Below are 22,680 nucleotides of genomic sequence, written 5' to 3'. Positions count from 1 at the left end.
GTGTTTCATTGAAACCAATTAACATTGGCGGTCATTCCGCCTATCAGGAACGTGCCCTGACTCAACTTCGTAAATATTATCCTGATGCTGCAGACTCTTTGTCTTCATCTAGTTGGCAGATTCATGAAAAATTCTGGAGTCTGGATTTATCTGCTGTTGATATTCTTATGCAGGATCGTTACTCAAACTTTGGTCCTGATCCAAGGCTTCCTTCCGATATGCTCAGATCCATTCTTGCTTCTGTTGCATTTAAATTAACTTCTTACACCCGGTTTGCTTCTGATTTGAAAAAAATCATCTTCATGCCATCATTTCAGGTTTTACTGTAGGTGACACTCCTGGCACGGTTACTTTCTATGACTTCCATAAATGCCTTTGGTTATCCTCTGACAAGAACCTTTCCCCGTCTATCCACCTGCCTAAACAAAAGCCTCAAAAACCGAAAGGTAAAGAAGAAAAAGCTGCCCCTGTTGAAATTTACTGTGGAAGATTTATTTCTTCAGTTCCAGAGTTGTCAGGAGGCTTATTCTCGATTCAGCGCATGATGCCATGCCTTATTATAATTACTGTAAGAGCAATGGTATTACCCAATTCATTGACCTTAATTGGAAGTGTGGAAGACCACCTGTTTATAAAGATGACATCTCTATTAATAGAGTGTTGAATTTGGACATCGGAATATAATGCAAGAACCTCTGCTGAACCTGTAATAAACGTGAGAAAATAGATTATAAATTAGAAGATGTCAGATACCGTTCATCTAAGATGTGGTACTGCCGTCTGTTTTCCAGCATGATGTGTCAACATCTTGATGCATGGACTTTGCCAAAGACTTCCCGATTAAAAGATCTCTTTGAGCAAGCCGCTTAATTTCATAAGCAATACCATTATAAACCAAGTCTGACGCAAGGTCTATTAAAATACGTCATTTTTCTTCAGTTATTACTTGTCATATCCATTCTGGATAATATTTACTTTTCAAGGTTCAGCCGATGTGTGAAGCTTTAGTCGGCAGGCTCAAGATTCCGAGAGCCTATTAATTAATCTTCATTGATTTTTACAAGTATTTTGATTTTTTTATTTTCATAATCTGAAATGTGATTCATAACATTTGCTGTTTCATTAAATGGGATGATATGGGTGATCATAGGTTTAAGGTCAACCTTTCCGGTGCTCAGGATATTAAGAACCTCACCTGGCATACCGAATTCTCCCATAACTCCGGAGATAACGAGAGATTTCATTACAACCTCATCAATTTTAAAGTTGAGGACTACTTTTTCATAGAAACCGATGAGCCCTATATGACCTTGGTTTGCAGCGAGGTGAAGTACTTCCTGAATAAGAGAAACATTACCTGAAGTTTCGATAATGGCATCCGCACCGTTACCTTCAGTTTCCCGTAGAACGACCTCCTCCAGTGATTCGGTAACTGTGTTGATGCAGACATCTGCTCCCATGATACGTCCTATTTCTAATTTGCTGTCCTTGCGCCCGCACAGCAGAATTTTATCCGCGCCATAGTATTTGGCTAACGCTACAGATGCCAGACCAATTGCGCCGGTTCCTATTACAAGTACTGTTTTGCCAGGTTGTATTTCTGCCTTTTTAATACCGGCCAGTGCAATGCAGGTAGGTTCAATTAATGCTGCCTCTTTTATGGAAATATTTTCGGGGACTTTGTACAGATGGCGTGCTGGTATGTGCATATATTCAGAAAATGCGCCGTCCCAGCAATTAATCGTACCTAAAGACCTGCTATTAGGACATTTTGACCATTGTTTTTTTTGACAAAATTCGCATGTCCCGCATGTCACACCGCTTTCAGAAATAACGTGGTCACCGGGAGTAAAATTTGTGACATTGTGTCCAACCGACTCAATGATGCCGGACCATTCATGACCAAAACGAATCGGATAGCGGATACTGCCATTTCTGACAAGGGTCATGTCGCCGCTAAGAATTGCAAGATCAGTAGCACAGATGCCTGCATAAGAAACTCGTACCAGTGCTTCATCTGGCTGCAATTGAATTGGGGGGAGTTCCACCATCTCGATTTTGCCGGGTTTTTGAATAATAAAAGATTTCAATATGATTCCTCCTTTCGAATCTTAAAGATCGGATTGACTTTTTTTAGAGATATCTTATAATTAAAAATATAATTGTTTAAAGAAAGGATATTCTTTGTATGAAAAAGATAACTATATATGATATCGCCGCTGAATTAAATATCTCGACCGCGACGGTTAATCGAGCATTAAATAATAAGCCTCAGATTAGTGAAAAAACCCGCGCAATGGTTCTGGCAAAGGCAGAAGAATTAGGGTATTCTATCAATCGGGCTGCCAAATCCCTGGCCCGACATATGATTCGTATTGACTTTATCATCTACAATCGTGTACCTGTATTCCATAATGAAGTAATAGCTGGGGCGTGCAAGGCTTTTAGTGATCTGAGTGATTTTAATGTACAAGGTGAAATTCATGAAATTACCGGTACAGAGTTTTTTTCTCACCAGAATATCCTGGATAAAATACAGGAATTATTTGATAAAAAACACGATGGTTTACTGCTTCTTGCTACCTTTGATACCACCGGATTTCGTGAGGCATTTGAGCGATACAAAAAGGATGGATTCAAGGTGGCTATGGTCAATAGTGATCTGGTGGGAAGCGGCAGAGACTTTGCGGTTCGCCAGAATGATAAATTGGCTGGACGTATGGCTGCGGAATTGCTGTATCGTTTCACCAGTACGGGGCCTGTGGCTGCTTTTTCCGGAAGATCGGATATTGTAGGACATATGCAGTCTATAAGTGGCTTCTGTGAAGAATGTGAACGAAGATCTCTTCCGGTTGCCGCTATATATGAAAACCATGATGATTCGGAATTTGCGGCATACAATACGCTCCGTCTCTTTCGGGAACATCCGGAGGTCACAGGCTTATATGTCAATTCTGCTAACTCAGAGCCTGTTTGCCGTAAAATAGTAGAACTTGGGCTCGGTGGAAAAGTTAAGCTGGTCACATCCGATTTGTTTGATGAAATTCGTACGTATATGAGGCAGGATGTGGTTCAGGCAACGATTTTCCAGGATCCGTTCCGTCAGGGATATCTGGCAGTAGAGAAGATGTATCAATACATTGCTGAAGGGATTGTGCCCGAAGATGTAATATTCATCGAACCTACTGTGATTTTACAAAGTAATATCTGAGTTATTGTGCTTTGATTGTTTTAGGAGGAAACCGTAAAAGGTTCCTCCTATTTTTTTGTCTCTTTCTGTCCGAATGAAGAGAGAAAACTATTAATCCGTCTTTTAATCCGTCTCTTTTCCTTTCTATACATGTATATTTTTACTAATGTAATAGCAATATAACGTAATCGGTTACGTTAAGCTGATGATAACACTTCGTCGTTCGCATGTCAACATTGTTTCTGATTGAAAACGAATTAAATATTAAAAAAAAATGGAAAAAAATGTAAAATAATCGAAAGTATGGAGTGATAACAGTAAATTTGAACAAAAAATAAGGAGAGAAAGATAAATTAGAAAGATAAAATTAGTGACTTTTTATGGTTGAAATTGTAAAAATATTGTGTTAGTATAAAGAAAAAACGTAATCGATTACGTAAGTGCTGTGGAGGTGTCATCATGAAAGTGGAGTTAAATGGAAAAGTTGTCATTGTAACTGGCGGAGGAGGTGCCATGGGCTCGGCTATTTGTCAGCAAATGGCTGCAAATGGAGCGAAAGTTGTTGTGGCTGGCCGTACGAACAGGACGCTGGACGCGGTTGTGGAGAAGATCAAAGAAAAGGGTGGGAAAGCTGCCGCTGTAATCTGTGATGTTTCTGATCGTGAAAGCATTCAAAAAATGGTTGAGACGGTACTTGAGCTATATGGCAGAATCGACTGCTTGGTAAATAATGCTGGTATCAATGGTGATTTGAATATGAGGAGATCAATCCATGAATATGATGATGAACTGTGGCAGCGAATTATAAATGTAGATCTGACTGGTGTCTACTATTGTTCGAAATCGGTAATCAAACAGATGGAAAGACAGGGAACTGGCGGTTCTATTATTAATATTGGCTCTATTGCAGGGTTAACACCACTTCGTCTCCAGTGTGCTTTTACCGCAGCAAAGGCTGCTGTGTTCAATCTGAGCAAAGCTATGGCTTTGGAATTGGCACCGCTAAATATTCGTGTCAACAGTATTGCGCCAGGTTCTATCATGTTTGAAGGAACACGTGAACTATTTTACACAGATAAGGAGCGGGCGGAGGCAATGATATCACATATTCCGATGCGCCGTCCGGGAGAACCGGATGAGATTGCCGCAATGACCTGCTTTCTGGCATCCGATGACGCAAGTTATATGACAGGTTCTGTAGTGACCATAGATGGCGGATGGACTTGTGGATATACTAGGGATTTTTAAGTTTCCAATTTTTTTAAGTTCAAATTACATTATGGAGGAATATGTTATGGGGGCACAGGAAAAAATTGCAAAAATACTTTTTAATGCGAGAATTGCACAGAAAGAACTTGAGATATTTAACCAGGAACAGGTAGACGCCTGTGTGAAAGCTATTGCAAGAGCTGTATATGATAACGCTGAGTATTTTGCAAAGATGGCCATAGATGAGACCAAAATGGGTGTATATGAAGATAAAGTTAAAAAAAATATGGGTAAAGCGAAGTTGATCTGGAACAATCTGAAAACAAAAAAAACGGTAGGTATCGTGGAGAATGATCCGGTTACGGGTATTACTGTATTTGCCAGACCGGTAGGTGTTGTTGGTGCGATTACTCCATGCACAAATCCTATTGTAACGCCTTTGTGTAATGCCATGTTTGCACTTAAAGGAAGAAATTCCATTGTGATTGCACCTCATCCAAGATCAAAAAGATGTACAGCTGAGATCAAACGGATATTTGATGAGGAGTTAGCTAAAGTTGGTGCACCAGAGAATATTTTTCAATATATTGAAGATTGTTCTGTTGAAGACTCAGCAGAACTTATGAAGAATGTAGATATAGTTGTAGCAACTGGCGGCATGGGTATGGTAAAAGCGGCATATTCCTCGGGGAAACCCGCTTATGGTGTGGGGGCGGGTAATGTACAGGGGATCATCGATGTAGATGTTGATATTGCGGCTGCAGTTGCCAATCAGATTGATTCCCGTATGTTCGATAACGGTATTATCTGTTCTGGGGATCAGACATGTATTGCACCAGCATCCAGATATGAAGAGATTATGGACGAATTTGTTAAACAGGGATGCTATTTTATTCGGGATGCAAAACAGCGCGGGGAATTGGTGAAAGCGGTGTTCCCTGGAGGCACTATGAACAAGAATTTAGTAGGACGTAGTACCACTGAAATTGCAGCGGCAGCAGGCATTGAGATTCCGGAAGATACAAAGGTGATTCTTGTAGAGGCTGAAGGGTATGGAGATGGATATCTTTTATCAAAAGAAAAAATGTGTCCGGTGATGTCTACTTACCAATATGATACTTTCGAGGAGGCAATAGCAATCGCCCAGGCAAATTTAGAAGTGGAGGGACGAGGACACTCAGTAAGCCTTCAGTCCAATAATGAGTCTCATCTGTTATATGCCGGTGAAAAATTAGATGTAGCCCGTGTGCTGGTCAATCAGATTTGTGCTACTACTAACGGCGGATCATTTACTAATTATTTGACACCTACAACAACACTGGGCTGCTGTTCATGGGGGAACAATTCTATTTCTGAGAATTTTGACTACAAATTCCTGATCAATTACATCCGGGTTGCCCGCTGTGTAGAAAGACCGGTTCCAACGGATGAAGAAATATGGGGGTAATGCTATGGATTTGATGGAGTATCAAGCAAGACAACTTTTTGAACTGGCTGGTCTTCCGGTAAAAAAAGGGGTGGTCTCTGATTCTGTGAAAGGGCTTATGGATGCTGTAAAACAAAACCGGGAGATTACGTTCCCGTTGGTGTGTAAGGCACAGGTGCGTGTTGGAGGGCGCGGAAAAGCCGGCGGAATTAAAATAGTGGAAAATATGGAAGAGCTTGAGAGTGCAGCCAGCGAGATTCTTGGTATAGAGATCAAAGGGCATGTGGTTCGTGAACTTTTGGCGGTAGAAAAGGCAGAGATTGAAAAAGAGTGGTATTTGTCCATTATGTTAGACAGGTTGACAAAATGTCCTCTGATTATCTTCAGTTCCGAGGGGGGGATGGATATAGAAGAAGTTTCCCAAAGAACACCGGAAGCAATCTGCAAAATCGCTGTGAATCCGTTGGAAGGAATCACGGAAGGAATTATGGATCGGATGATAAATATAGCCGGAATAACAGAAGGAGCGGTTGGCCAGTTTGTTGATATTTTGAATAAATTGTATGATTTCTTTTTGTCGACAGACTGTTTATTAGCAGAGATTAATCCATTGGTTATTGACAGAACAGGAGAAATTGTTGCTTTGGATGGTAAAGTTAGTATAGATGACAGTGCATTATATCGTCATCCGGAAACGACAGAATTTAAACTGCTTTTGGAAAAGGATGAGAATCCGCTGATAAAAGAGGCTCGTGAAATGGATTTTCTCTATATTCCCTGTGTTGACAAGGGAACCATTGCAGTATCCAGTAATGGATCCGGAATGTTGATGTCTTGCATGGACCGTATCCACGATAATGGAATGGAGGTATATGCCGGATTAGACCTTGGGGGCGGTGCAACCAGTGAAAGAATAAAAGAAGCGGTACGTATTATTTCATCCGGTAACCAGGTGAAAGCTGTATTTATCAATATATTTGGAGGTATTACGCGCTGTGATGAAGTAGCTTTAGGTATACGGTTTGCAAAGGAATCTTATAAAATCGATAAACCAATTATTGTTCGTTTTGAAGGAACCAATAAGGCTGAGGGAATGGAGATCATTGCAGGACTGGAAAGAGTGATTTATGTTGACGGGCTTATTCAGGGAGTAGACGAACTTGTAAAAAGAAAGGATCAGCTGATATGAGTATTTTAATTGATAAAAATACCCGATTAATCGTACAGGGAATTACGGGCCGTGAGGGACGATTTCACACAGAGCAGATGATTCAATACGGGACCAATGTGGTGGCGGGTGTTACTCCTGGTAAAGGCGGTTTAAAAGTGTATGGGGTTCCTGTGTTTAATACAGTAAAAGAAGCTGTAGTGGCCACCGGGGCTAATGCCACTGTTATATTTGTTCCTGCAAAATATACAAAATCAGGGATTATAGAGGCGATTGAATCGGAAATTCCTAATATTTTTACGATTGCAGAGCATGTACCCGTTCATGATATGATGCAGATTTATCATCTGGCGAGAGAAAAGAATGTTCGTGTAGTGGGACCAAATTCCTTTGGTGTTATCTCTCCTGGAAAATCAAAGGCCGGATTTATGGCACATCGAATGTTTACTCCCGGTCCGGTTGGACTCATGTCCCGGTCTGCAACTAATTGCTATGAAACGGTGCTGATGTTGACTAAGGCTGGATTTGGGCAGAGTACATGTGTGGGTGTCGGGGGTGATATGATTCCCGGATCTGCTTTTTGTGATATTCTTCCGTTGTTTGAGGAAGACCCGGAGACTCAAGTGGTCATCATGATTGGTGAGATTGGTGGAAATGAAGAGGAATTAGTAGCCGGGTATCTAAGGAAAAATGGATTAAAGAAACCGATAATCGCGTTGATTGCCGGAAAAAATGCCCCCAAAGGTAGAAGCATGGGACATGCAGGAGCTATTGTGTCCAGTGATGGAACCGGTTCTGCGGAAAGTAAGGAAAAAGCACTTAGGGAGGCTGGCGTTATCATTGCAGAAACAACAAGCCATATCGTGGGTATCGTTGAAAAGTTAATTAATAAAGCGAATAAAAGCGAGGTGTAACAGATGACAAAACAACAGTATTTGGATACGCTTCTTATGATGTATCGAATTAGAGCATTCGAAATGAAGGCTGTCAGTTTATTTGAGGAAAACAAGCTAAGAGGTTCCGTACATCTCTGTGTTGGCGAAGAAGCTGGACCGGCTGCCATGGCTAATTTTATTTCGGACAGTGACTATATTACATCTACCCATCGTGGGCATGGCCACTGTATCGCAAAAGGCGCCAGATTGGACAAAGCTTTGTGTGAACTTATGGGGAAAGAGGATGGATATTGCCATGGTCGTTCCGGTTCTATGCATATCGCTGATTTTGAAAAGGGTAATCTGGGTGCGAATGCCATTGTGGGTGGTGGATATCCGATTGCCACAGGTGCTGCTTTGGGAATAAAGATGCAAAACAAGAACAATGTGGTCGTATGCTGGAGCGGGGATGCGGCAACCAATGAAGGCACTTTCCATGAAGCACTGAATCTGGCCTCTGTGTGGAAACTACCAGTACTTTTTGTGGTGGAAAATAATCTTTATGGTATTTCAGTGCCACAATGGCAGAGCACTTCGGTGAAAGACATCTCAGTTCGTGCAAAAGCCTATGATATGCCAGGGGAAACAGTGGACGGAAATGATGTTGTTGCACTGGCAGAAGTGTTCGAACGTGCGGTGGAATATGTTCGTGGTGGAAATGGACCAATCCTCATTGAGACGAAAACTTATCGCTGGCTTGGACATTGGACGGGTGACCCAACGCCCTATCGTACAAAAGAAGAATTGAAAGAATGGAAACAAAAATGTCCGATCAAACGGCTGCGGGCACATTTGGCCAGTCAGTTTGAATGTGAGGATGAAGAACTGGATGCACTGGAAAAAAGTGCTGCAAAAGAGATGGAAAAAGCAGCTGAAATTGCACTTGCTGCGTCTGAACCAGATCCTGTTTTTGTAATGCGGGATGTTTTTTACGAGGGAGGTGTTGAGTGATGAGTAAAAAATCTTATGCTTCAGCGATTCGTGACACGATTGCACAGGAAATGCGCAGGGATGAAAAGGTATTTGTTATGGGTGAAGATGTGGAGGTTCTTGGCGGTATTTTTGGATGTACCAGAGGCCTTGCGGATGAGTTTAGTGCAGAACGAGTGAGAAATACGCCGATATCAGAGGCTGGATTTGTTGGTGCGGGACTGGGGGCGGCCTGTGTTGGCATGCGTCCAATTGTAGAATTAATGTATTTTGATTTTGCATTGGTGGCAGCTGATCAGATTATTAATCAGTTGGCGAAGACCAGATATATATTTGGCGGAAAAGCAAAGATTCCGATGGTCATCCGTGGGCAGCAGGGGGTTGGACGCGGTAATGCAGCCACTCATTCACAGAGCCTGGAAGTGCTATTTATGCATTTTCCGGGGCTTAAGCTGGCAATGCCTTCCACACCTGATGATGCGGTTGGTTTGCTCCGTACAGCGATTCGTGATGATAATCCAGTTATTTTTATTGAGCATAAGGCTTTGTATGTGGATAAAGGTGACGTGAATGACGACCCGAATTACTGTATTCCTTTTGGTAAAGCTAAAGTTGTGAGAGAGGGCAGCGATGTAACCGTAGTAGCTACTCATACATATGTACAGAAAGCGCTAAGCGTTGCTGAAGAGTTGGAAAAAGAGGGAATTCAAGTGGAAGTGATTGACCCGAGAACCTTGGTGCCGCTGGATATAGATACGATAAGTTCATCTGTGAAAAAGACTGGAAGAGCTGTCATAGTTCATGAAGCACATAAAGTATGCGGTATTGGAGCTGAATTGGCTTCGCAGATTAGCGAGTTCGCATTTGCCTATTTAGATGCACCAGTAGAACGACTTGGCGCTAAATCTTGTCCTTTGCCGTTTAACCTGGGACTTGAAAATGCGGTAGTTCCTCAGGAAAAAGATATTAATGATGCCATCAAGCGGACGTTGTATCTGTAATAGAATGGAGATGGAAACATGGCACACAGAATCATTATGCCGAAGCAAGGGCTTCAGATGACGAAAGGCACAATCACTCAATGGCTGAAAAATGAGGGGGAGTTTGTCAAAGAAGGAGACCCTTTGTTTGAGATGGAGACAGATAAACTGACCATTACCATTGATGCGGCAGTTTCCGGTACCCTTCTGAAGATTCTCCGGGAAGAAGGCGATACGGTTCCGATCACGGATATCATTGCCATAGTGGGAGAACCGGGTGAGGATATTAAAAGTTTATTGAAAGAATTCGATTCTTCTGCTGCGAAGGAAGAATTTGTCGGTGAAGACATTCGGCCGACAGCAGTTGCGGATAAAAATGTTAGAAAGAGAATATTTGCTACTCCGAGAGCAAAAAAGAGGGCTTCTGAAAGACAAATTTTCATTGAAAACGTTAAAGGTACAGGTCCGGATGGGCTTATCAATGAAAAAGATGTTCTGACTTTTAAAGTAAATGAATTCAGGGCGACACCTGTGGCCAGAAAGCTCGCAGAAATGAATGGTATAGTACTTTCTTCTGTAGATGGCAGCGGTGTAAACGGGAAAATTATGAAGTCGGACGTAGTGATGTGCTGTGCTGGAGGGAATGGTGCTGAAATATCAAATATTTCCTCTGATCATAAAGAAACGGTAACTACCATTCCGTTTATTGGAATGAGAAAGGCAATAGCGACGAATATGATGGCAAGCCTTCACACGATGGCTCAGGCAAATCACCGTATGAAAGTTGATATGACCGAAAGTGTCCGACTCAGAGAAAGACTGAAGGGGGCCGGTAAAAAAGTATCCTATACCGATATTTTGATTCGAGTAGTTTCCAATGCACTGCTTAAGTATCCAAAAATGAATGCATGCGTAGAAAGTGATAAGATCGTTTGCAGGCATTATGTGAATATAGGGATAGCGGTGGCGCTGGAAAATGGATTGCTTGTTCCGAATATCAAAGACGCTCATACGATGAGTGTGGTACAGATCCATGAAGCAGCAGCGGTTTTGGCAGATAAGGCAAGAGTCGGAAAACTTGTAAGGGACGAGTATTCCAATGGGACATTTACTATAACGAATTTAGGTATGTATGAAGTGGATGAATTTACTCCTATTATTAATCCGCCGGAAGTGGGGATTTTAGGTGTGGGAGCTATCGTGGATACCCCTTGTGCGGTAGATGGAAAGGTGGAGATACGTCCGGTGATGATGCTTTCTCTGACATATGACCATAGAGTGATTGACGGAGCACCTGCTGCAGAATTTTTGCAATATATTAAAATTCTATTGCAAAATCCTTATTTGATGCTGTAAGTGAGGAGGAATAATATAGATGGAAAATCAATTTCAGGTAGCTGTAGTTGGTGGAGGGCCGGGGGGATATGTGGCGGCCATAGCCAGTGCACAACTTGGCATGAAGACTGTTTTGATTGAACAGGGTTCTTTGGGAGGTACTTGCCTTAATGAAGGGTGTATCCCTACAAAAAGTTTGCTGCATTCAGCTGAAGTGTATAGTCTTGCTAAAGAAGCGGAGAAATTCGGCATAGAGGTACAACAGGTTACTTTCGACTATAAAAAAGTCTGGGAGAGGAAGAACGCAGTAGTCAACCGCCTGGTCGGAGGAGTTGAAGGTTTGGTGAGGGGGAATAGAGTTACCTTCATTCGGGGCAGGGGATTTTTTAGAGATAAGAATACGATAGAAGTGCTTGGAGAGCAAGTACAGAAAGTTACTTTTGATAAGGCGATTATTGCAACTGGGTCTTACCCGGCTAAAATACCGCTTCCTGGAGTTGACCTTCCGGGGGTCATGGATAGCGGAAGTTTTTTAGCTATGGATAAGTTGCCAAAATCGGTGGTGATTATTGGCGGCGGTGTAATAGGTATTGAATTCGCCACTATGTTGAATGCATTTGGAGAGGATGTCTCAATTGTTGAGATGATGCCGGAAATTCTGGCAGGTGTCGATGGAGAAATTGCTGCATCCATGCGTGATATTTTGACGAGAAAAGGAGTTCGTTTTCATTTAGATGCCAAGGTTACCCATATTAAAAAGCATAGTGATCTTAGCGTTTTTTATGTACAGAACGGAAAAGAGGAAGCGGAGAAAGGTGAGATTGTGATTCTTTGTACAGGCAGAAATCCAATGAGTGCAAATCTTGGTCTGGAACAGTTGGGTATGAAAATGGAACGAGGATTTGTCTTGGTGGATGAGAATTGCTGTACCAATATCCCTAATATGTATGCTGTCGGTGATGTGAATGGAAAGGTTATGCTGGCTCACGCTGCATCTCATCAAGCTATGGTGGCAGCATATAATTGCCTGGGCGGTACTATGAAGAGAGCAGATTTTTCTCTGATTCCATCCTGTGTATACACTACGCCGGAGATAGCCAGTGTTGGTTTGACAGAGGAGATGGCAAAAGCTAAAGGATATAGTGTAAAGGTGGGTAAATTTGATGCTGTGGGAAACGGTAAATCTATGGTAATTGGAGATACGAGAGGTTTTGCAAAGTTAATCTCGGATACTGAGACAGGAGAAATTTTAGGAATGCAGCTGTTCTGCAGAAATGCCACAGATATGATTGGAGAGGGTGTTGCTGCAATGAAGCTGGAATGTACAATTCAAGAAATCGCAGATGCCGTTCATCCGCACCCAACTGTAAATGAAATGATTATGGAGGCGGCGCATATGTCAGAGGGGTATTGTGCCCATAGTGTGAAACGAGGCTGAGTATGAACTTTGAATTGGGGTACGGAAAATCCGGAATACCTGTAGAGATACAGGATGATAATTTTCTTGGACTAATAGTGCCAAATACTGTGAATGTTCCGGCTGGAGGAAGAGCAGAAGTAAAACGAAGCCTGGAACAGCCGATAGGAGCTGAGCGCCTGTCCAGGATTGTTAATCAGGGAGAGCGGGTAGTGATTGTGACCAGCGATATTACCCGACCGGTACCCAGCTGGGATGTCTGCCCTCCTATTATTGAAGAACTGGAGCTGGCAGGTGTACCCGATGAGAATATTACCATCGTATTTGCAGTGGGTTCCCATCGGCATCATTCTACTGAAGAGATGATAAGGTTGGTGGGGCAAGATATTTTCAAACGTATTCAATGTATTGATAGTGACAACACAGATTTTGTTCATGTGGGTGTCTCCCGTGCCGGAACTTCATATGACGTGTTCTCGGTGGTAGCTAATGCGGACAGGGTTATCTGTGTGGGAAATATTGAATTTCATTATTTTGCTGGCTATTCAGGCGGCGCTAAGGCAATAATGCCAGGCGTTTGCACCAGATCGGCAATTCAGTCAAACCATTCCATGATGGTGGAACAAAATGCTGCAGCCGGTATTCTGGAATCCAATCCAGTGCGCGAAGACATTGATGAAGTTGGTGAGCATCAGCGTATTGATTACATTGTGAATGTGGTTTTGGATGAGCACAAAAAGATTTTAAAAAGTTATGCCGGACATTATATTGAAGCCCATCGTGCTGGCTGCGCATTTCTGGATTATTTATACAAAGTGCCAATAATGGAGAAGGCGGATATTGTTGTGGTCTCTGTAGGCGGTTATCCGAAAGATATCAATCTGTATCAGGCCCAGAAAGGATTGGATAATGCGAAGTATGCCGTGAAAGATGGGGGCGTTATCATTGTATGTGCATCCTGCGCAGAAGGTTTTGGGGAGAACTGTTTTGAGAGATGGATGAAAGAAATGATGCCAGCCGAAAGGGTTGAAGAGATTAAAAGAAATTTTCAGCTTGGCGGACATAAAGCTGCAGCAATAGCTATGGTGTTGCAAAAGGCGGATATTTTTCTTGTTAGTGATCTGCCGGAGGAACTTGTGAAAAGTATCCATTTGAATCCATGCAACGATACAGTAGATGCCTTGGAACGCGCTTATAAGAAATGTGGGGAAGGTGCAAAAGTGCTTATTATGCCTTATGGAGGCTCTACGCTGCCATGTATGAGAAAGAACCTTCGCTGATAAGCTCACCGTCATATATAATTCGAAAAGATCGAAGGACAGAAGGGTGCGTTAAATATTACTCGGTGCTTTTGGGAATGTCAAAGAGCAGCAGATTAATTTGTTGGAGCAATAAAATGTAATGCTTGAATGCCAGGAAAAATAATAAAATGCGGAGGGCAATTATGAGCGAGTTTGCACAAAAGATATCTTCTTTCCATGTTCCCGATGGTATGATAGGGATAGCTTTCCTTGGGCAGGCGGGATTTATTTTGAAAACTACAGAAAATAAATTAATTGCAATTGATCCTTATTTGTCAGACTGTTGTGAACGTTATTTTGGGTTTAAACGTCTGATGCCCCATATTTTGGGAGCCAGCGAACTTATTTTCGACCAAATTATTGTATCGCATGCCCATTATGATCATTTTGATCCGGACAGCATACCGGTGCTTATGTCAAATGGTCATACGGAGCTGATTGGGGCAAAGGACATAAAGCTGGAATGTGAGCGGCTTGGAATTTACAAAAATGTAACATATCTTACTTTGGACAAAACACTGGTGCGTTCAGGTGTGAAAGTGACCGGAGTACGATGCGATCATGGAGAACTGGCGAAGGATGCATTGGGGCTTCTGATTGAAATGGAGAGGAAACGGATATATGTTACGGGTGATACTTCTTATCGTCCGGATATTCTGGAAAACAAATCGCTGCAGGGTACTGATTTGTTGATTCTTCCTATCAATGGAGCTTTCGGTAATTTGAATGAAGAAGAAGCGGTACAAGTGATAAAAAAACTCAGACCTGTCCTTACTGTTCCGTGCCATTACTGGAATTTTGCGGAACATGGCGGAAATCCGGGCGTCTTTCAGGAAAAAATGAAGGAAATTGTACCGGAAATTAGTTATCAGCTGATGAGACAGGGTGAAATGATGCTTTTGTAATGAGTACATAGATGTCATAAGTTGCAGTGTTTTCAAATACCTACGCAAAGGAGAATTTTATATGTTGGAACAATACAAATGTAAGGAAGAAAGTTATATAAATGTATTTCTACGTCATAAACCGGAACCGGTGTATTGCTATCGTAGCGGACTTACGGTATATGAGGAACGTTTATTAAATGGAGCACTTGTTTCAGGAGGATGGAATGCAGCAGGGTATCCGTTGAATGTTCTTTCGAATATGGCGACACATATAGACAACCAGCCGTTTGTTGAACCTTCTTCATTTCATATAGAGTTGGATGGAGAGAGTGTAGATTTTTTTCTTGAAGAAAAAGAATTTCAGGTGATTGAGAGAGAAGATGGTTGTAAGGAAGCGGTTTTGGGCCTGAAGAGTTCTGTCAAGCCAGTGGAAATTTCGGTTCATACTCTGCTGGATGGGACTGGAATGATTATGCGTTGGCTGGAGGTGACAAATCTTTCAGACCGTGATATGGCATTATCACGTTTATCTATTTTTAGCGGCGCGCTGGAACAGATGAAAAATTTCAAGGTCATAGATCCGAATGTTTATCCGGAAGATATTTATGAGATTAGCTATTTCGACAATACTTCCTGGGGGTTTGAAGGGAAATTGGTCTGGAAGCCACTGCCTTTTGAAAAGACAACTATTGGAGGGCGGTTTGGACGTCAGCGTTATCGTCATCCGGCATTTTTTCTTAGAAATAAATTAAATGGTCAGATGTTCTTCGGACAGCTTGGCTGGAGTGCCGGCTATGATATTTCTTTTGATTACATTGCTGAACATGAAAGTGCTGATGCTTCTCTGGGGATTGAAATTTCTATCATGGATCATCATCCGCTGTACTTGATGGCACCGGGTGAGACCTTTGTTTCTCCGAGAGTGCATTTGGGCGTTGTTTTTGGCGGATTGGACGATGCTGTGAATGAAACATATGATCATATCCGCCGATCGGTACTGCAAGTGCCGGAAGCAACTGCCGATGAATGTTTGATAACTTCGGGGCTTGGACCAGAACATAATATGACTTTGGAAGAAAGCAAATGTTTTGCCAGGCAGATGGCAGAATTAGGAGCTGAGATATTCACTGTAGATGCTGGCTGGTATTGTCCTCCGGGAAAAGAAACGGAATGGTGGTCACGTGTCGGGGATTGGTATTATGATTCGGAGCGCTATCCGGGCGGAATCGGGGAATTGAGGGAATATGTGCATAGCCTGGGTATGAAGTTTGGAATGTGGATGGAGGTGGAAAGGCTGGGAAAAAAATCGGCCTGTTTTGCCAAACATCCAGAGTGGTGTACGAATTTGCCTTTCAGGACGGACTCTATTGGTTTTTTAGATTTTACCAATCCGGAAGCAGCTGCGTGGGCAGAAGACGAAATTGCACGTGTAATTCGCGAATACAAACTGGACTTGTTTCGTGTTGATTACAATGTAGGGTCGGAAGCGTACTTCTATTATAAGAAAAAAACTCGTATGGAATTTTGTTCTATTAAACACTATCAGGCGATCTATGACATGTATGAGCGGCTTAAAAAGCAGTTCCCAAAGGTGATTTTTGAAAACTGTGCAGGCGGCGGTGGCCGTACTGATCTGGGAATGCTGCGTGGATTTAACCATACATGGGTATCCGACTGGCAGAGAGCACCCCGTTCTCTGTATATTACATCGGGAATGACTACGGTGCTTCCACCGGAAAGAATAGACCGTCTTGTGGCGGGTATGGAATGCCATGTATACGGTTCTCTGGATTTTCAAATGCGAAATGCCATGTTTGGGCATATGACATTGAATGCATTTTCGCCAGTTAGTGCTGCATTTAATGATCAACAACTGACATTTATCAAACACAGTGTTGATATTTATAAGGATTTTATAAGAACGTTTCTTACGGAATCCAGAATGTATCATCACGATGCGGAATCCATGAAGTCCCATGGGCAAGGGTATTGTGGTCTGGAACTGGTTTCCAGCGATAAGAACAAGGCCGTTATCGGAGTGTTTTGTCTGCCGGGACAAAAGAATTTGCCGGTAACCATAGTGCCGCGTGGATTGAATGCGACGAAGAATTATATTGTGACTTATGATAATACAGGGGGGCGGTTCACGATAAGTGGCTGGGAGCTTGTAAATCATGGTATAACCACGCTGCCCCTTTCTGCTTTGACCAGTGAGCTGATTATGTTAGAGGCTGCTTCGGAAAACTGTTAAGTCGGTTTTATGAAGAAAAATGGCAATGCGAGTGATTGGAGAAAACGAAGATGAAGATCATAAAAAGCACATTTGGAATTACCATGGAAGGCAAAACAGTTACTGCCTACCGAATGGAAAACCTGGCAGAAGCAAGTGTGGTAGTTCTTGACTATGGTGCAACAGTGCAGTCGGTATGCGTGCCTGACCAAAATGGATGTATGACGGATGTAGTGCTGGGATATGATACTGTGGCTGAATATGAACAGCAGGATGGTTACCTTGGGGCAACTATTGGACGTATGTGTAACCGGGTAGGTAAGGGGGTTTTTTCCCTTGATGGAGTCACTTATCATCTGGAGGTGAATTGTGGTCAAAACCATTCCCATGGAGGATTGCGGGCTTTGATAAAAGGATGTGGGAAGCACGAATTCTGGATGAGGCTTTGGAATTGAGTTTGTTTTCACCTGATGGAGAAGAGGGATATCCAGGGAACTTAGCTGTAAAAGTATTGTTTCGTTTTTCGGAAGATAATCATCTGGTGATATCTTATGAGGCAGTATCGGATAAGAGTACTATAATTAATTTTACAAATCATAGTTATTATAATCTGAACGGAGATCGTTCTGCGATGGGACATGAATTGCAGATTTTTGCAGAACGATTTCTTGAGACAGATGCAGAAGGATTACCTACTGGAAGGTATCTTGATGTAGAAAGTACCCCTTTTGATTTCCGTAAATCGAAAATTGTGGCCGATAACATCTGTCGGCAGCATTCTCAATTAACGACTGGAAATGGATATGATCATACCTATGTTCTTTCCGGTAGAAAGGCAGCGGTGCTTTTGGGGCCTGAAAGCGGGATTTATTTGGCTGTAAGTACAGATCTTCCGGGATTACAGCTGTATACCGCGAACTATCTGACGAAAAGAACTGGAAAGAATGGTTCGGTTATGAAAGCTCGAGATGCTATATGTCTGGAAACGCAATTGTTTCCGGATGGAATGGCGCATTATGGTTTTCCGTCTCCGGTTCTCCCTGGCAATAAACTAGTACACTTTGAATCAGAATATGTTTTTGGAGTGAAAATATAAACGGAAGTTGTAGCTAATCGTCTTAAGATCAAAGCCAGCGATAGAATTCGTAATACATAAAATAGGGAGAAGAAAAATGGGAAAGGTTGTAGTGTTTGGCAGTTTTGTGGTGGATTTAATGGCGCGAAGCCCGCGTCTGCCGATTGATAGTGAAACGGTAAGGGGGTCCTTGTTTAAGATGGGGCCTGGAGGCAAAGGGTTCAACCAGTGTGTTGCTGCCCATAAAGCGGGGGCTGATGTGATAATGGTGACCAAACTTGGGAGAGACAGTTTTGCTGATGTTGCTCTTGACGTGATGAAAGAATGGGGGATGCCTCAGGACTGTTTGATGTTTTCGGACAGTGTAGAAACGGGGATTGCATTGATACTTGTGGATGAGAAGACAAGCCATAATGAAATTGTTATTGTGCCGGGAGCGTGTGATACGATTACACCCGAAGAAGTTGCGAATATGAAAGAAGTAATTCGGGAAGCAGAGTACGTATTGCTTCAACTGGAGGTTAATCAGGATGCTAATGAGATGATTGCGGAAATGGCCTGTGAATATGGCTGTAAAGTGATTGTAAATACTGCGCCTTATACTCCGGTTACGGATGAGTTTTTGTCAAAAGTATATATGGTCACTCCAAATGAAGTGGAAGCCAAAGAGATTACAGGGATACATGTTGTGGATTTGGAGTCGGCGAAAAAGGCTGCAGAGTATTTCTACAAAAGAGGGGTTCAGGTAGTGGCGATTACGCTTGGCTCCCAGGGAGTATTTGTTTCTTGTGACGGAAAAGAAAAAATTATTCCGGCATTTGAAGTTAATGCAATTGATACGACCGGGGCTGGAGATGCATTTAACGGTGGTTTACTAGCTGCACTTTCCAAAGGAAATGATATCTGGGAGGGGGTGAGATTTGCCAATGCTTTAGCGGCGCTTTCGGTACAGCGTCTTGGGACTACACCGGCGATGCCAACGATGGAAGAGATTGAACTTTTTTTGGGCGAACATGGTGAAAGACTCAGCCCGGTAGCGCATTGAAAGGCAGATATTTTATTTGAATCCAAAAGAGTTAAGGAAAGAGCAGGTTGTCAGACGAATTGAGGTGATACTATTGATTAAATAAAAAAACAGTAGTAATAAAAGGTTTGGTTTTGCGGGAAGATGTCGTTTGGGGTATTCAAAAGAATACGCTGATAATGAACTAAAAAAGAAAGAGGGTAAAAAAATGAAAAAGAAGGAAAAGAAACTGGTAGCATTATTAATGGCAGCTGCAATGTCACTTTCTATGATCGCATGCGGTGGTAAGACAGAAACCAAAGACACCAAAGATACAAAAACAGATGTATCTACAGATACAGCAGCTAAGAATGATGAAACATCAGATACAGCAGCAAAAAATGATGATGCGACCGATACAGAGCCTGCTGGTGGAGTGGTGACGCTAGAATTTTGGAATCCTGGTACAGAGGGGTTGACTGCTGAGGAAAATTATCTGGTAAGAAATATTGAGGATTTCAATAAAGAATATGCGGGGAAGATTCAGATTAATATTACACAGATTGGCGGTGAGTCTGATAATCAGTCTCAGAAGTATCAGATGGCAGCAAGTGCAGACAGGCTTCCGGATCTCATGATTATGAATGCGGATAAGTATCTGCGTCAGTATATTGAAGGTGGCGATATCGCCAATATGTCGGATTATCTTGGGGATAAAGAATTTACTTCTAGATTTACGGATTCGGCTTTGGAATTGCAGGGAAATGCATGTTATTCTGAGAAGGAGTTGTATGCGATTGCAAATGAAACAGAAATTCAAGGGTGGTATTATAATTCTGCACTTTTTGAAAAGTATGGTTTGAAAATACCAGAGACTTTTGATGAACTGCTTAATTGTGTAAAAGTGTTTAAGGAAAACGGCATCACTCCTATTGCACATGGCGGTTTGGAGCAGTGGCCATTGTGGGGATACTGGGCTTGGTACTCGAGACTGGGTTTTACGCAAGAAGAAAATTATTGGAATGATTTTGCGGATGGAAGTTTGAAGCTTGCGGATTGTGAATCTTTGAGAAAAGTATTTGACTACATGGTAAAACTGCAGCAGGCAGGTGCTTACCCGGACAATGTGACAACCATAAACAATACCCAGGCTCAGGAAACTTTTTTGGCTGGAGATGCGGCGATATATTGCGGCGGAAGCTGGATGGTTGGCGATATGGATGAAAGTGAGATTGCAGAAAATATCGTATTTAACTGGGGACCGGAATTTGAGGACGGCGTTTTGGATGCCAAATGTGGTATGCGTCCATATTCGTGGTGTATCACTTTTGGAGCTAGTTTGGATAAGGATCCGGCAAGGAAAGAAGCGGCTGCAACATTTATTAAATGGATTACCAGTGAAGATCGGGTTAAGATTGAACTTGAGGAATATGGCCACATACCAGCGGTTTCGGTAGATACTACATCCTTATCTGCAATTGGACCGGTTGGAAACCTAACGGTTGAAGTAGCAACGGATAACAGTGTTATTTCTGTTATTGATCCAAATAGCTGGTGCTCACTAGACGGTTCTACCACTGTAATCTGGAATGCGATGACTTCAATTATTTCGGGAACCATTGGGACGGATGAGGCTCTTTCTCAGCTTCAGGATTGGGTTGACAGGCAGTAAATATGGAAATGAAAACGTGTGAGTAGTTATCGGGATGGTTAAAGAAAAGTCGAAGAAATTTTCTTTGGCCATCCTTAATTAGAAAGGTGGGTGGTTTTATATGCATCATCTTTATTCAAAGAAAAAATTTCTGGGCTTTGTCTTTCCAATGCTCTTTATGTATACGGCGTTATTTATGCTGCCGCTGGTTTTGGCTTTCATTTATAGTTTTACTACTTATAATGGTATTGGAGAGGCAGTATGGAATAATTTTAAAAACTATAAATTGTTGTTGACGGATAAATTAATGTTTACTTCCATTACAAATACTTTGAAGATGGCGGCAGTAAATTTGGTTCTGACTATACCAATCTCTTTTTTTCTTGCACTTGTTTTGCAAAAGACCTGCCGTAAGAATACGACGTATAAGACGATTTTGTTTGCACCTTATGTCATTCCGGGGGCAATCTCGGGTCTTATCTGGTTATTTATCCTAGATCCGTCTGCTGGACTGATTAACAATGTTTTAAGAGCTATTGGTTTGGATTCTATGGCTATGCAGTGGATTGGCGGTATTAAATTGAGCCCCTATTCTATAGCGATTGTATGTACATGGGGAGGCATAGGCTTTTACATGGTTTTGTGGCAGTTGGGTTTAAAGAACCTTCCTGGAGAAGTGCTGGAGGCCAGTTTGATTGACGGCTGTACGAAGTGGCAGCAGATTACGAAGGTGATGATTCCCATGCTGCATGATACGATTTTCTCCATTGCAATCTTCATTCTGACTGGGGCTTTGAAAATTTATGATTATGTATATATCTTGACTGGCGGAGGTCCCAACCACTCTTCAGAATCTATTGTGTCTTACATGTATTCTACGACATTTACAGATCGTATGGTTGGTTATGGTATGTCTATTGCGGTTGTAGAATTTACAATTGCAATTGCGGTGACATTGCTTATGCAGTATCTGTCAAGACGGAAAAGTGTTGAGCTTTAGGAGGATAGAAAACTATGGCGAATATAACGATGGCGGAACACAAATCGAAAAAAACAAAGCGTGTGCACAAGCCAGGGCATGTGCTAAAAGAATTATTAGTGCTTCTTATTGTTGTGGTGGGAATAATCCCTCTGGTTTGGGTTGTTTTCCTTTCTCTGAAATCAAACACGGAAATCTTTTCTAACCCACTGTCTTTTCCGGAGGAAGTACAGTGGATCAATTATAAAGCAGCTTTTGAAAAAATCCCCTGGGGAAAGATGCTGAAAAATACTTTTACTGAGATGGCAATTGGCCTGCCTGTGGGGATGATATTTTCCTTTTTGAGTAGTTTTGCGATAGCAAGAATTCGTTTTGGTAATGATAAGTGGAACGATGCGTTCTATACATATTTTCTGGCAGGAATTATCATCCCGTCTTTTGTGCTGCTTTTTCCAGTCTATCAGTTGGTAGAGAAGATAGGCTTGTATGATAATATTATTGCTATGTCATTGGTTCATATTTCCTGGTGCGCCCCCATGAATACGGTTATTATGGTGAATGCATTTCGCGGCATTCCTAATGAGCTGGAGGAGGCGGCTGTTATTGATGGCTGTGGAATCTGGAAACTTTTGTGCGAGATATATCTGCCCCTGATTAAGTCTACCTTAGTAACGATTTTTATCCTATCGTTTATTGGAATCTGGAATGATTTTGTGCTTGCTAAAACACTGATGATTTCCAATGAGCATTCGACGATCTCTATGGCTGCCAGTTTGTTCAGAGGGTTGTACGCTTCTGACTATGCGTCCATGACTGCAGCGATTGTAATATTAATAGTGCCACAGTTGATTGTTTTTGCAACGATGCAGAAGCAAATTGTAGATGGCATTACTGCTGGTGCGGTTAAGGGCTAGAGATAGCGAAGATGGCCACCATATGAACTGAAAAACTAAAGGAGATCAGT

At 42.1% G+C, this 22,680-nt stretch carries 20 protein-coding genes; 19 read left to right on the top strand and 1 reads right to left on the bottom strand.

Annotated features, from left to right (window positions below; all coding sequences use genetic code 11):
• Positions 1-8 precede the first annotated feature (8 nt).
• Positions 9-329, top strand: a complete 321-nt coding sequence (locus tag CD03_RS38390) for a hypothetical protein (protein WP_044288809.1) — start codon at positions 9-11, stop codon at positions 327-329.
• Between the two features lie 711 nt (positions 330-1,040).
• On the opposite strand, the gene CD03_RS0100670 is transcribed toward CD03_RS38390, so the two are convergent.
• The gene (locus CD03_RS0100670; RefSeq protein WP_027291989.1) at positions 1,041-2,090 is read right to left on the bottom strand and encodes a zinc-dependent alcohol dehydrogenase; all 1,050 of its coding nucleotides are present in this window, start codon (positions 2,088-2,090) and stop codon (positions 1,041-1,043) included.
• 98 nt (positions 2,091-2,188) lie between these two features.
• Here CD03_RS0100670 and CD03_RS0100665 point away from each other — a divergent pair, with 98 nt between their 5' ends.
• The 18 genes from CD03_RS0100665 (at position 2,189) to CD03_RS0100585 (ending at position 22,630) form a co-directional block, all read left to right on the top strand.
• Positions 2,189-3,211 (top strand): LacI family DNA-binding transcriptional regulator, encoded by a 1,023-nt coding sequence (locus tag CD03_RS0100665; RefSeq protein ID WP_027291988.1) that lies wholly within the window; start codon positions 2,189-2,191, stop codon positions 3,209-3,211.
• Between the two features lie 438 nt (positions 3,212-3,649).
• Entirely contained in the window at positions 3,650-4,438 is a 789-nt protein-coding gene (locus CD03_RS0100660) for an SDR family NAD(P)-dependent oxidoreductase (protein ID WP_027291987.1), read from the top strand.
• A 46-nt stretch (positions 4,439-4,484) separates the two neighbouring features.
• Complete coding sequence (locus tag CD03_RS0100655) at positions 4,485-5,846, top strand: aldehyde dehydrogenase family protein (protein WP_044288807.1); 1,362 nt, start codon at positions 4,485-4,487, stop codon at positions 5,844-5,846.
• Positions 5,827-7,014, top strand: coding sequence for an ADP-forming succinate--CoA ligase subunit beta (gene sucC, locus CD03_RS31820; RefSeq protein WP_081820062.1), 1,188 nt, complete (start codon positions 5,827-5,829; stop codon positions 7,012-7,014). The genes CD03_RS0100655 and sucC overlap by 20 nt, the downstream gene beginning before the upstream one ends.
• Positions 7,011-7,907 (top strand): succinate--CoA ligase subunit alpha, encoded by an 897-nt coding sequence (sucD, locus tag CD03_RS0100645; protein WP_027291985.1) that lies wholly within the window; start codon positions 7,011-7,013, stop codon positions 7,905-7,907. The genes sucC and sucD overlap by 4 nt, the downstream gene beginning before the upstream one ends.
• A gap of 36 nt (positions 7,908-7,943) precedes the next feature.
• Positions 7,944-8,879 carry a thiamine pyrophosphate-dependent dehydrogenase E1 component subunit alpha gene (locus CD03_RS0100640; RefSeq protein WP_242849006.1) on the top strand — a complete coding sequence of 312 codons (936 nt, stop codon included), beginning with the start codon at positions 7,944-7,946 and terminating at the stop codon, positions 8,877-8,879.
• Positions 8,879-9,859, top strand: a complete 981-nt coding sequence (locus tag CD03_RS0100635) for an alpha-ketoacid dehydrogenase subunit beta (RefSeq protein WP_027291983.1) — start codon at positions 8,879-8,881, stop codon at positions 9,857-9,859. The genes CD03_RS0100640 and CD03_RS0100635 overlap by 1 nt, the downstream gene beginning before the upstream one ends.
• An 18-nt stretch (positions 9,860-9,877) precedes the next feature.
• Entirely contained in the window at positions 9,878-11,194 is a 1,317-nt protein-coding gene (locus CD03_RS0100630; protein ID WP_027291982.1) for a dihydrolipoamide acetyltransferase family protein, read from the top strand.
• 19 nt (positions 11,195-11,213) lie between these two features.
• On the top strand, positions 11,214-12,611 hold the full coding sequence (gene lpdA / locus CD03_RS0100625) for a dihydrolipoyl dehydrogenase (protein ID WP_027291981.1): 1,398 nt from the start codon (positions 11,214-11,216) through the stop codon (positions 12,609-12,611).
• A gap of 2 nt (positions 12,612-12,613) precedes the next feature.
• Positions 12,614-13,870, top strand: coding sequence for a nickel-dependent lactate racemase (gene larA, locus CD03_RS0100620; RefSeq protein WP_027291980.1), 1,257 nt, complete (start codon positions 12,614-12,616; stop codon positions 13,868-13,870).
• A gap of 164 nt (positions 13,871-14,034) precedes the next feature.
• The gene (locus CD03_RS0100615; RefSeq protein ID WP_027291979.1) at positions 14,035-14,796 is read left to right on the top strand and encodes an MBL fold metallo-hydrolase; all 762 of its coding nucleotides are present in this window, start codon (positions 14,035-14,037) and stop codon (positions 14,794-14,796) included.
• A gap of 61 nt (positions 14,797-14,857) precedes the next feature.
• Entirely contained in the window at positions 14,858-17,029 is a 2,172-nt protein-coding gene (locus CD03_RS0100610; RefSeq protein WP_027291978.1) for an alpha-galactosidase, read from the top strand.
• A 50-nt stretch (positions 17,030-17,079) separates the two neighbouring features.
• Positions 17,080-17,463: an aldose epimerase family protein gene (locus tag CD03_RS36870; RefSeq protein WP_052377598.1), complete on the top strand. Its 384-nt coding sequence runs from the start codon at positions 17,080-17,082 to the stop codon at positions 17,461-17,463.
• The gene (locus CD03_RS31815) at positions 17,424-18,104 is read left to right on the top strand and encodes an aldose epimerase family protein (RefSeq protein ID WP_052377597.1); all 681 of its coding nucleotides are present in this window, start codon (positions 17,424-17,426) and stop codon (positions 18,102-18,104) included. Before CD03_RS36870 ends, CD03_RS31815 begins: the two co-directional genes overlap by 40 nt.
• Before the next feature lie 76 nt (positions 18,105-18,180).
• Complete coding sequence (gene rbsK, locus CD03_RS0100600; protein WP_027291977.1) at positions 18,181-19,128, top strand: ribokinase; 948 nt, start codon at positions 18,181-18,183, stop codon at positions 19,126-19,128.
• A 187-nt stretch (positions 19,129-19,315) separates the two neighbouring features.
• On the top strand, positions 19,316-20,758 hold the full coding sequence (locus tag CD03_RS0100595) for an ABC transporter substrate-binding protein (protein ID WP_156042699.1): 1,443 nt from the start codon (positions 19,316-19,318) through the stop codon (positions 20,756-20,758).
• Positions 20,759-20,858: 100 nt separating this feature from the next.
• Entirely contained in the window at positions 20,859-21,737 is an 879-nt protein-coding gene (locus CD03_RS0100590) for a carbohydrate ABC transporter permease (protein WP_027291975.1), read from the top strand.
• 14 nt (positions 21,738-21,751) lie between these two features.
• Positions 21,752-22,630 (top strand): carbohydrate ABC transporter permease, encoded by an 879-nt coding sequence (locus tag CD03_RS0100585; RefSeq protein ID WP_027291974.1) that lies wholly within the window; start codon positions 21,752-21,754, stop codon positions 22,628-22,630.
• Positions 22,631-22,680: the final 50 nt, after the last annotated feature.

Source organism: Robinsoniella sp. KNHs210, from assembly GCF_000686105.1.
Taxonomy (GTDB): Bacteria; Bacillota; Clostridia; order Lachnospirales; family Lachnospiraceae; genus Robinsoniella; species Robinsoniella peoriensis.
The sequence above is the reverse complement of the archived record's forward strand: the minus strand, read 5'-3'. Positions and strand labels throughout refer to the sequence as shown.

Excerpts from the sequence above, each read along its gene's own strand:
- CD03_RS36870 (WP_052377598.1), top strand. The coding sequence starts at position 17,080 with ATGAAGATCATAAAAAGCACATTTGGAATTACCATGGAAGGCAAAACA.
- sucC (WP_081820062.1), top strand. The coding sequence starts at position 5,827 with ATGAAGAAATATGGGGGTAATGCTATGGATTTGATGGAGTATCAAGCA.
- CD03_RS0100585 (WP_027291974.1), top strand. The coding sequence starts at position 21,752 with ATGGCGAATATAACGATGGCGGAACACAAATCGAAAAAAACAAAGCGT.
- CD03_RS0100655 (WP_044288807.1), top strand. The coding sequence starts at position 4,485 with ATGGGGGCACAGGAAAAAATTGCAAAAATACTTTTTAATGCGAGAATT.
- CD03_RS0100660 (WP_027291987.1), top strand. The coding sequence starts at position 3,650 with ATGAAAGTGGAGTTAAATGGAAAAGTTGTCATTGTAACTGGCGGAGGA.
- CD03_RS0100665 (WP_027291988.1), top strand. The coding sequence starts at position 2,189 with ATGAAAAAGATAACTATATATGATATCGCCGCTGAATTAAATATCTCG.
- CD03_RS0100595 (WP_156042699.1), top strand. The coding sequence starts at position 19,316 with ATGAAAAAGAAGGAAAAGAAACTGGTAGCATTATTAATGGCAGCTGCA.
- CD03_RS0100630 (WP_027291982.1), top strand. The coding sequence starts at position 9,878 with ATGGCACACAGAATCATTATGCCGAAGCAAGGGCTTCAGATGACGAAA.
- CD03_RS0100590 (WP_027291975.1), top strand. The coding sequence starts at position 20,859 with ATGCATCATCTTTATTCAAAGAAAAAATTTCTGGGCTTTGTCTTTCCA.
- sucD (WP_027291985.1), top strand. The coding sequence starts at position 7,011 with ATGAGTATTTTAATTGATAAAAATACCCGATTAATCGTACAGGGAATT.
- CD03_RS0100635 (WP_027291983.1), top strand. The coding sequence starts at position 8,879 with ATGAGTAAAAAATCTTATGCTTCAGCGATTCGTGACACGATTGCACAG.
- larA (WP_027291980.1), top strand. The coding sequence starts at position 12,614 with ATGAACTTTGAATTGGGGTACGGAAAATCCGGAATACCTGTAGAGATA.
- CD03_RS0100610 (WP_027291978.1), top strand. The coding sequence starts at position 14,858 with ATGTTGGAACAATACAAATGTAAGGAAGAAAGTTATATAAATGTATTT.
- rbsK (WP_027291977.1), top strand. The coding sequence starts at position 18,181 with ATGGGAAAGGTTGTAGTGTTTGGCAGTTTTGTGGTGGATTTAATGGCG.
- CD03_RS31815 (WP_052377597.1), top strand. The coding sequence starts at position 17,424 with ATGTGGGAAGCACGAATTCTGGATGAGGCTTTGGAATTGAGTTTGTTT.
- lpdA (WP_027291981.1), top strand. The coding sequence starts at position 11,214 with ATGGAAAATCAATTTCAGGTAGCTGTAGTTGGTGGAGGGCCGGGGGGA.
- CD03_RS0100640 (WP_242849006.1), top strand. The coding sequence starts at position 7,944 with ATGATGTATCGAATTAGAGCATTCGAAATGAAGGCTGTCAGTTTATTT.
- CD03_RS0100615 (WP_027291979.1), top strand. The coding sequence starts at position 14,035 with ATGAGCGAGTTTGCACAAAAGATATCTTCTTTCCATGTTCCCGATGGT.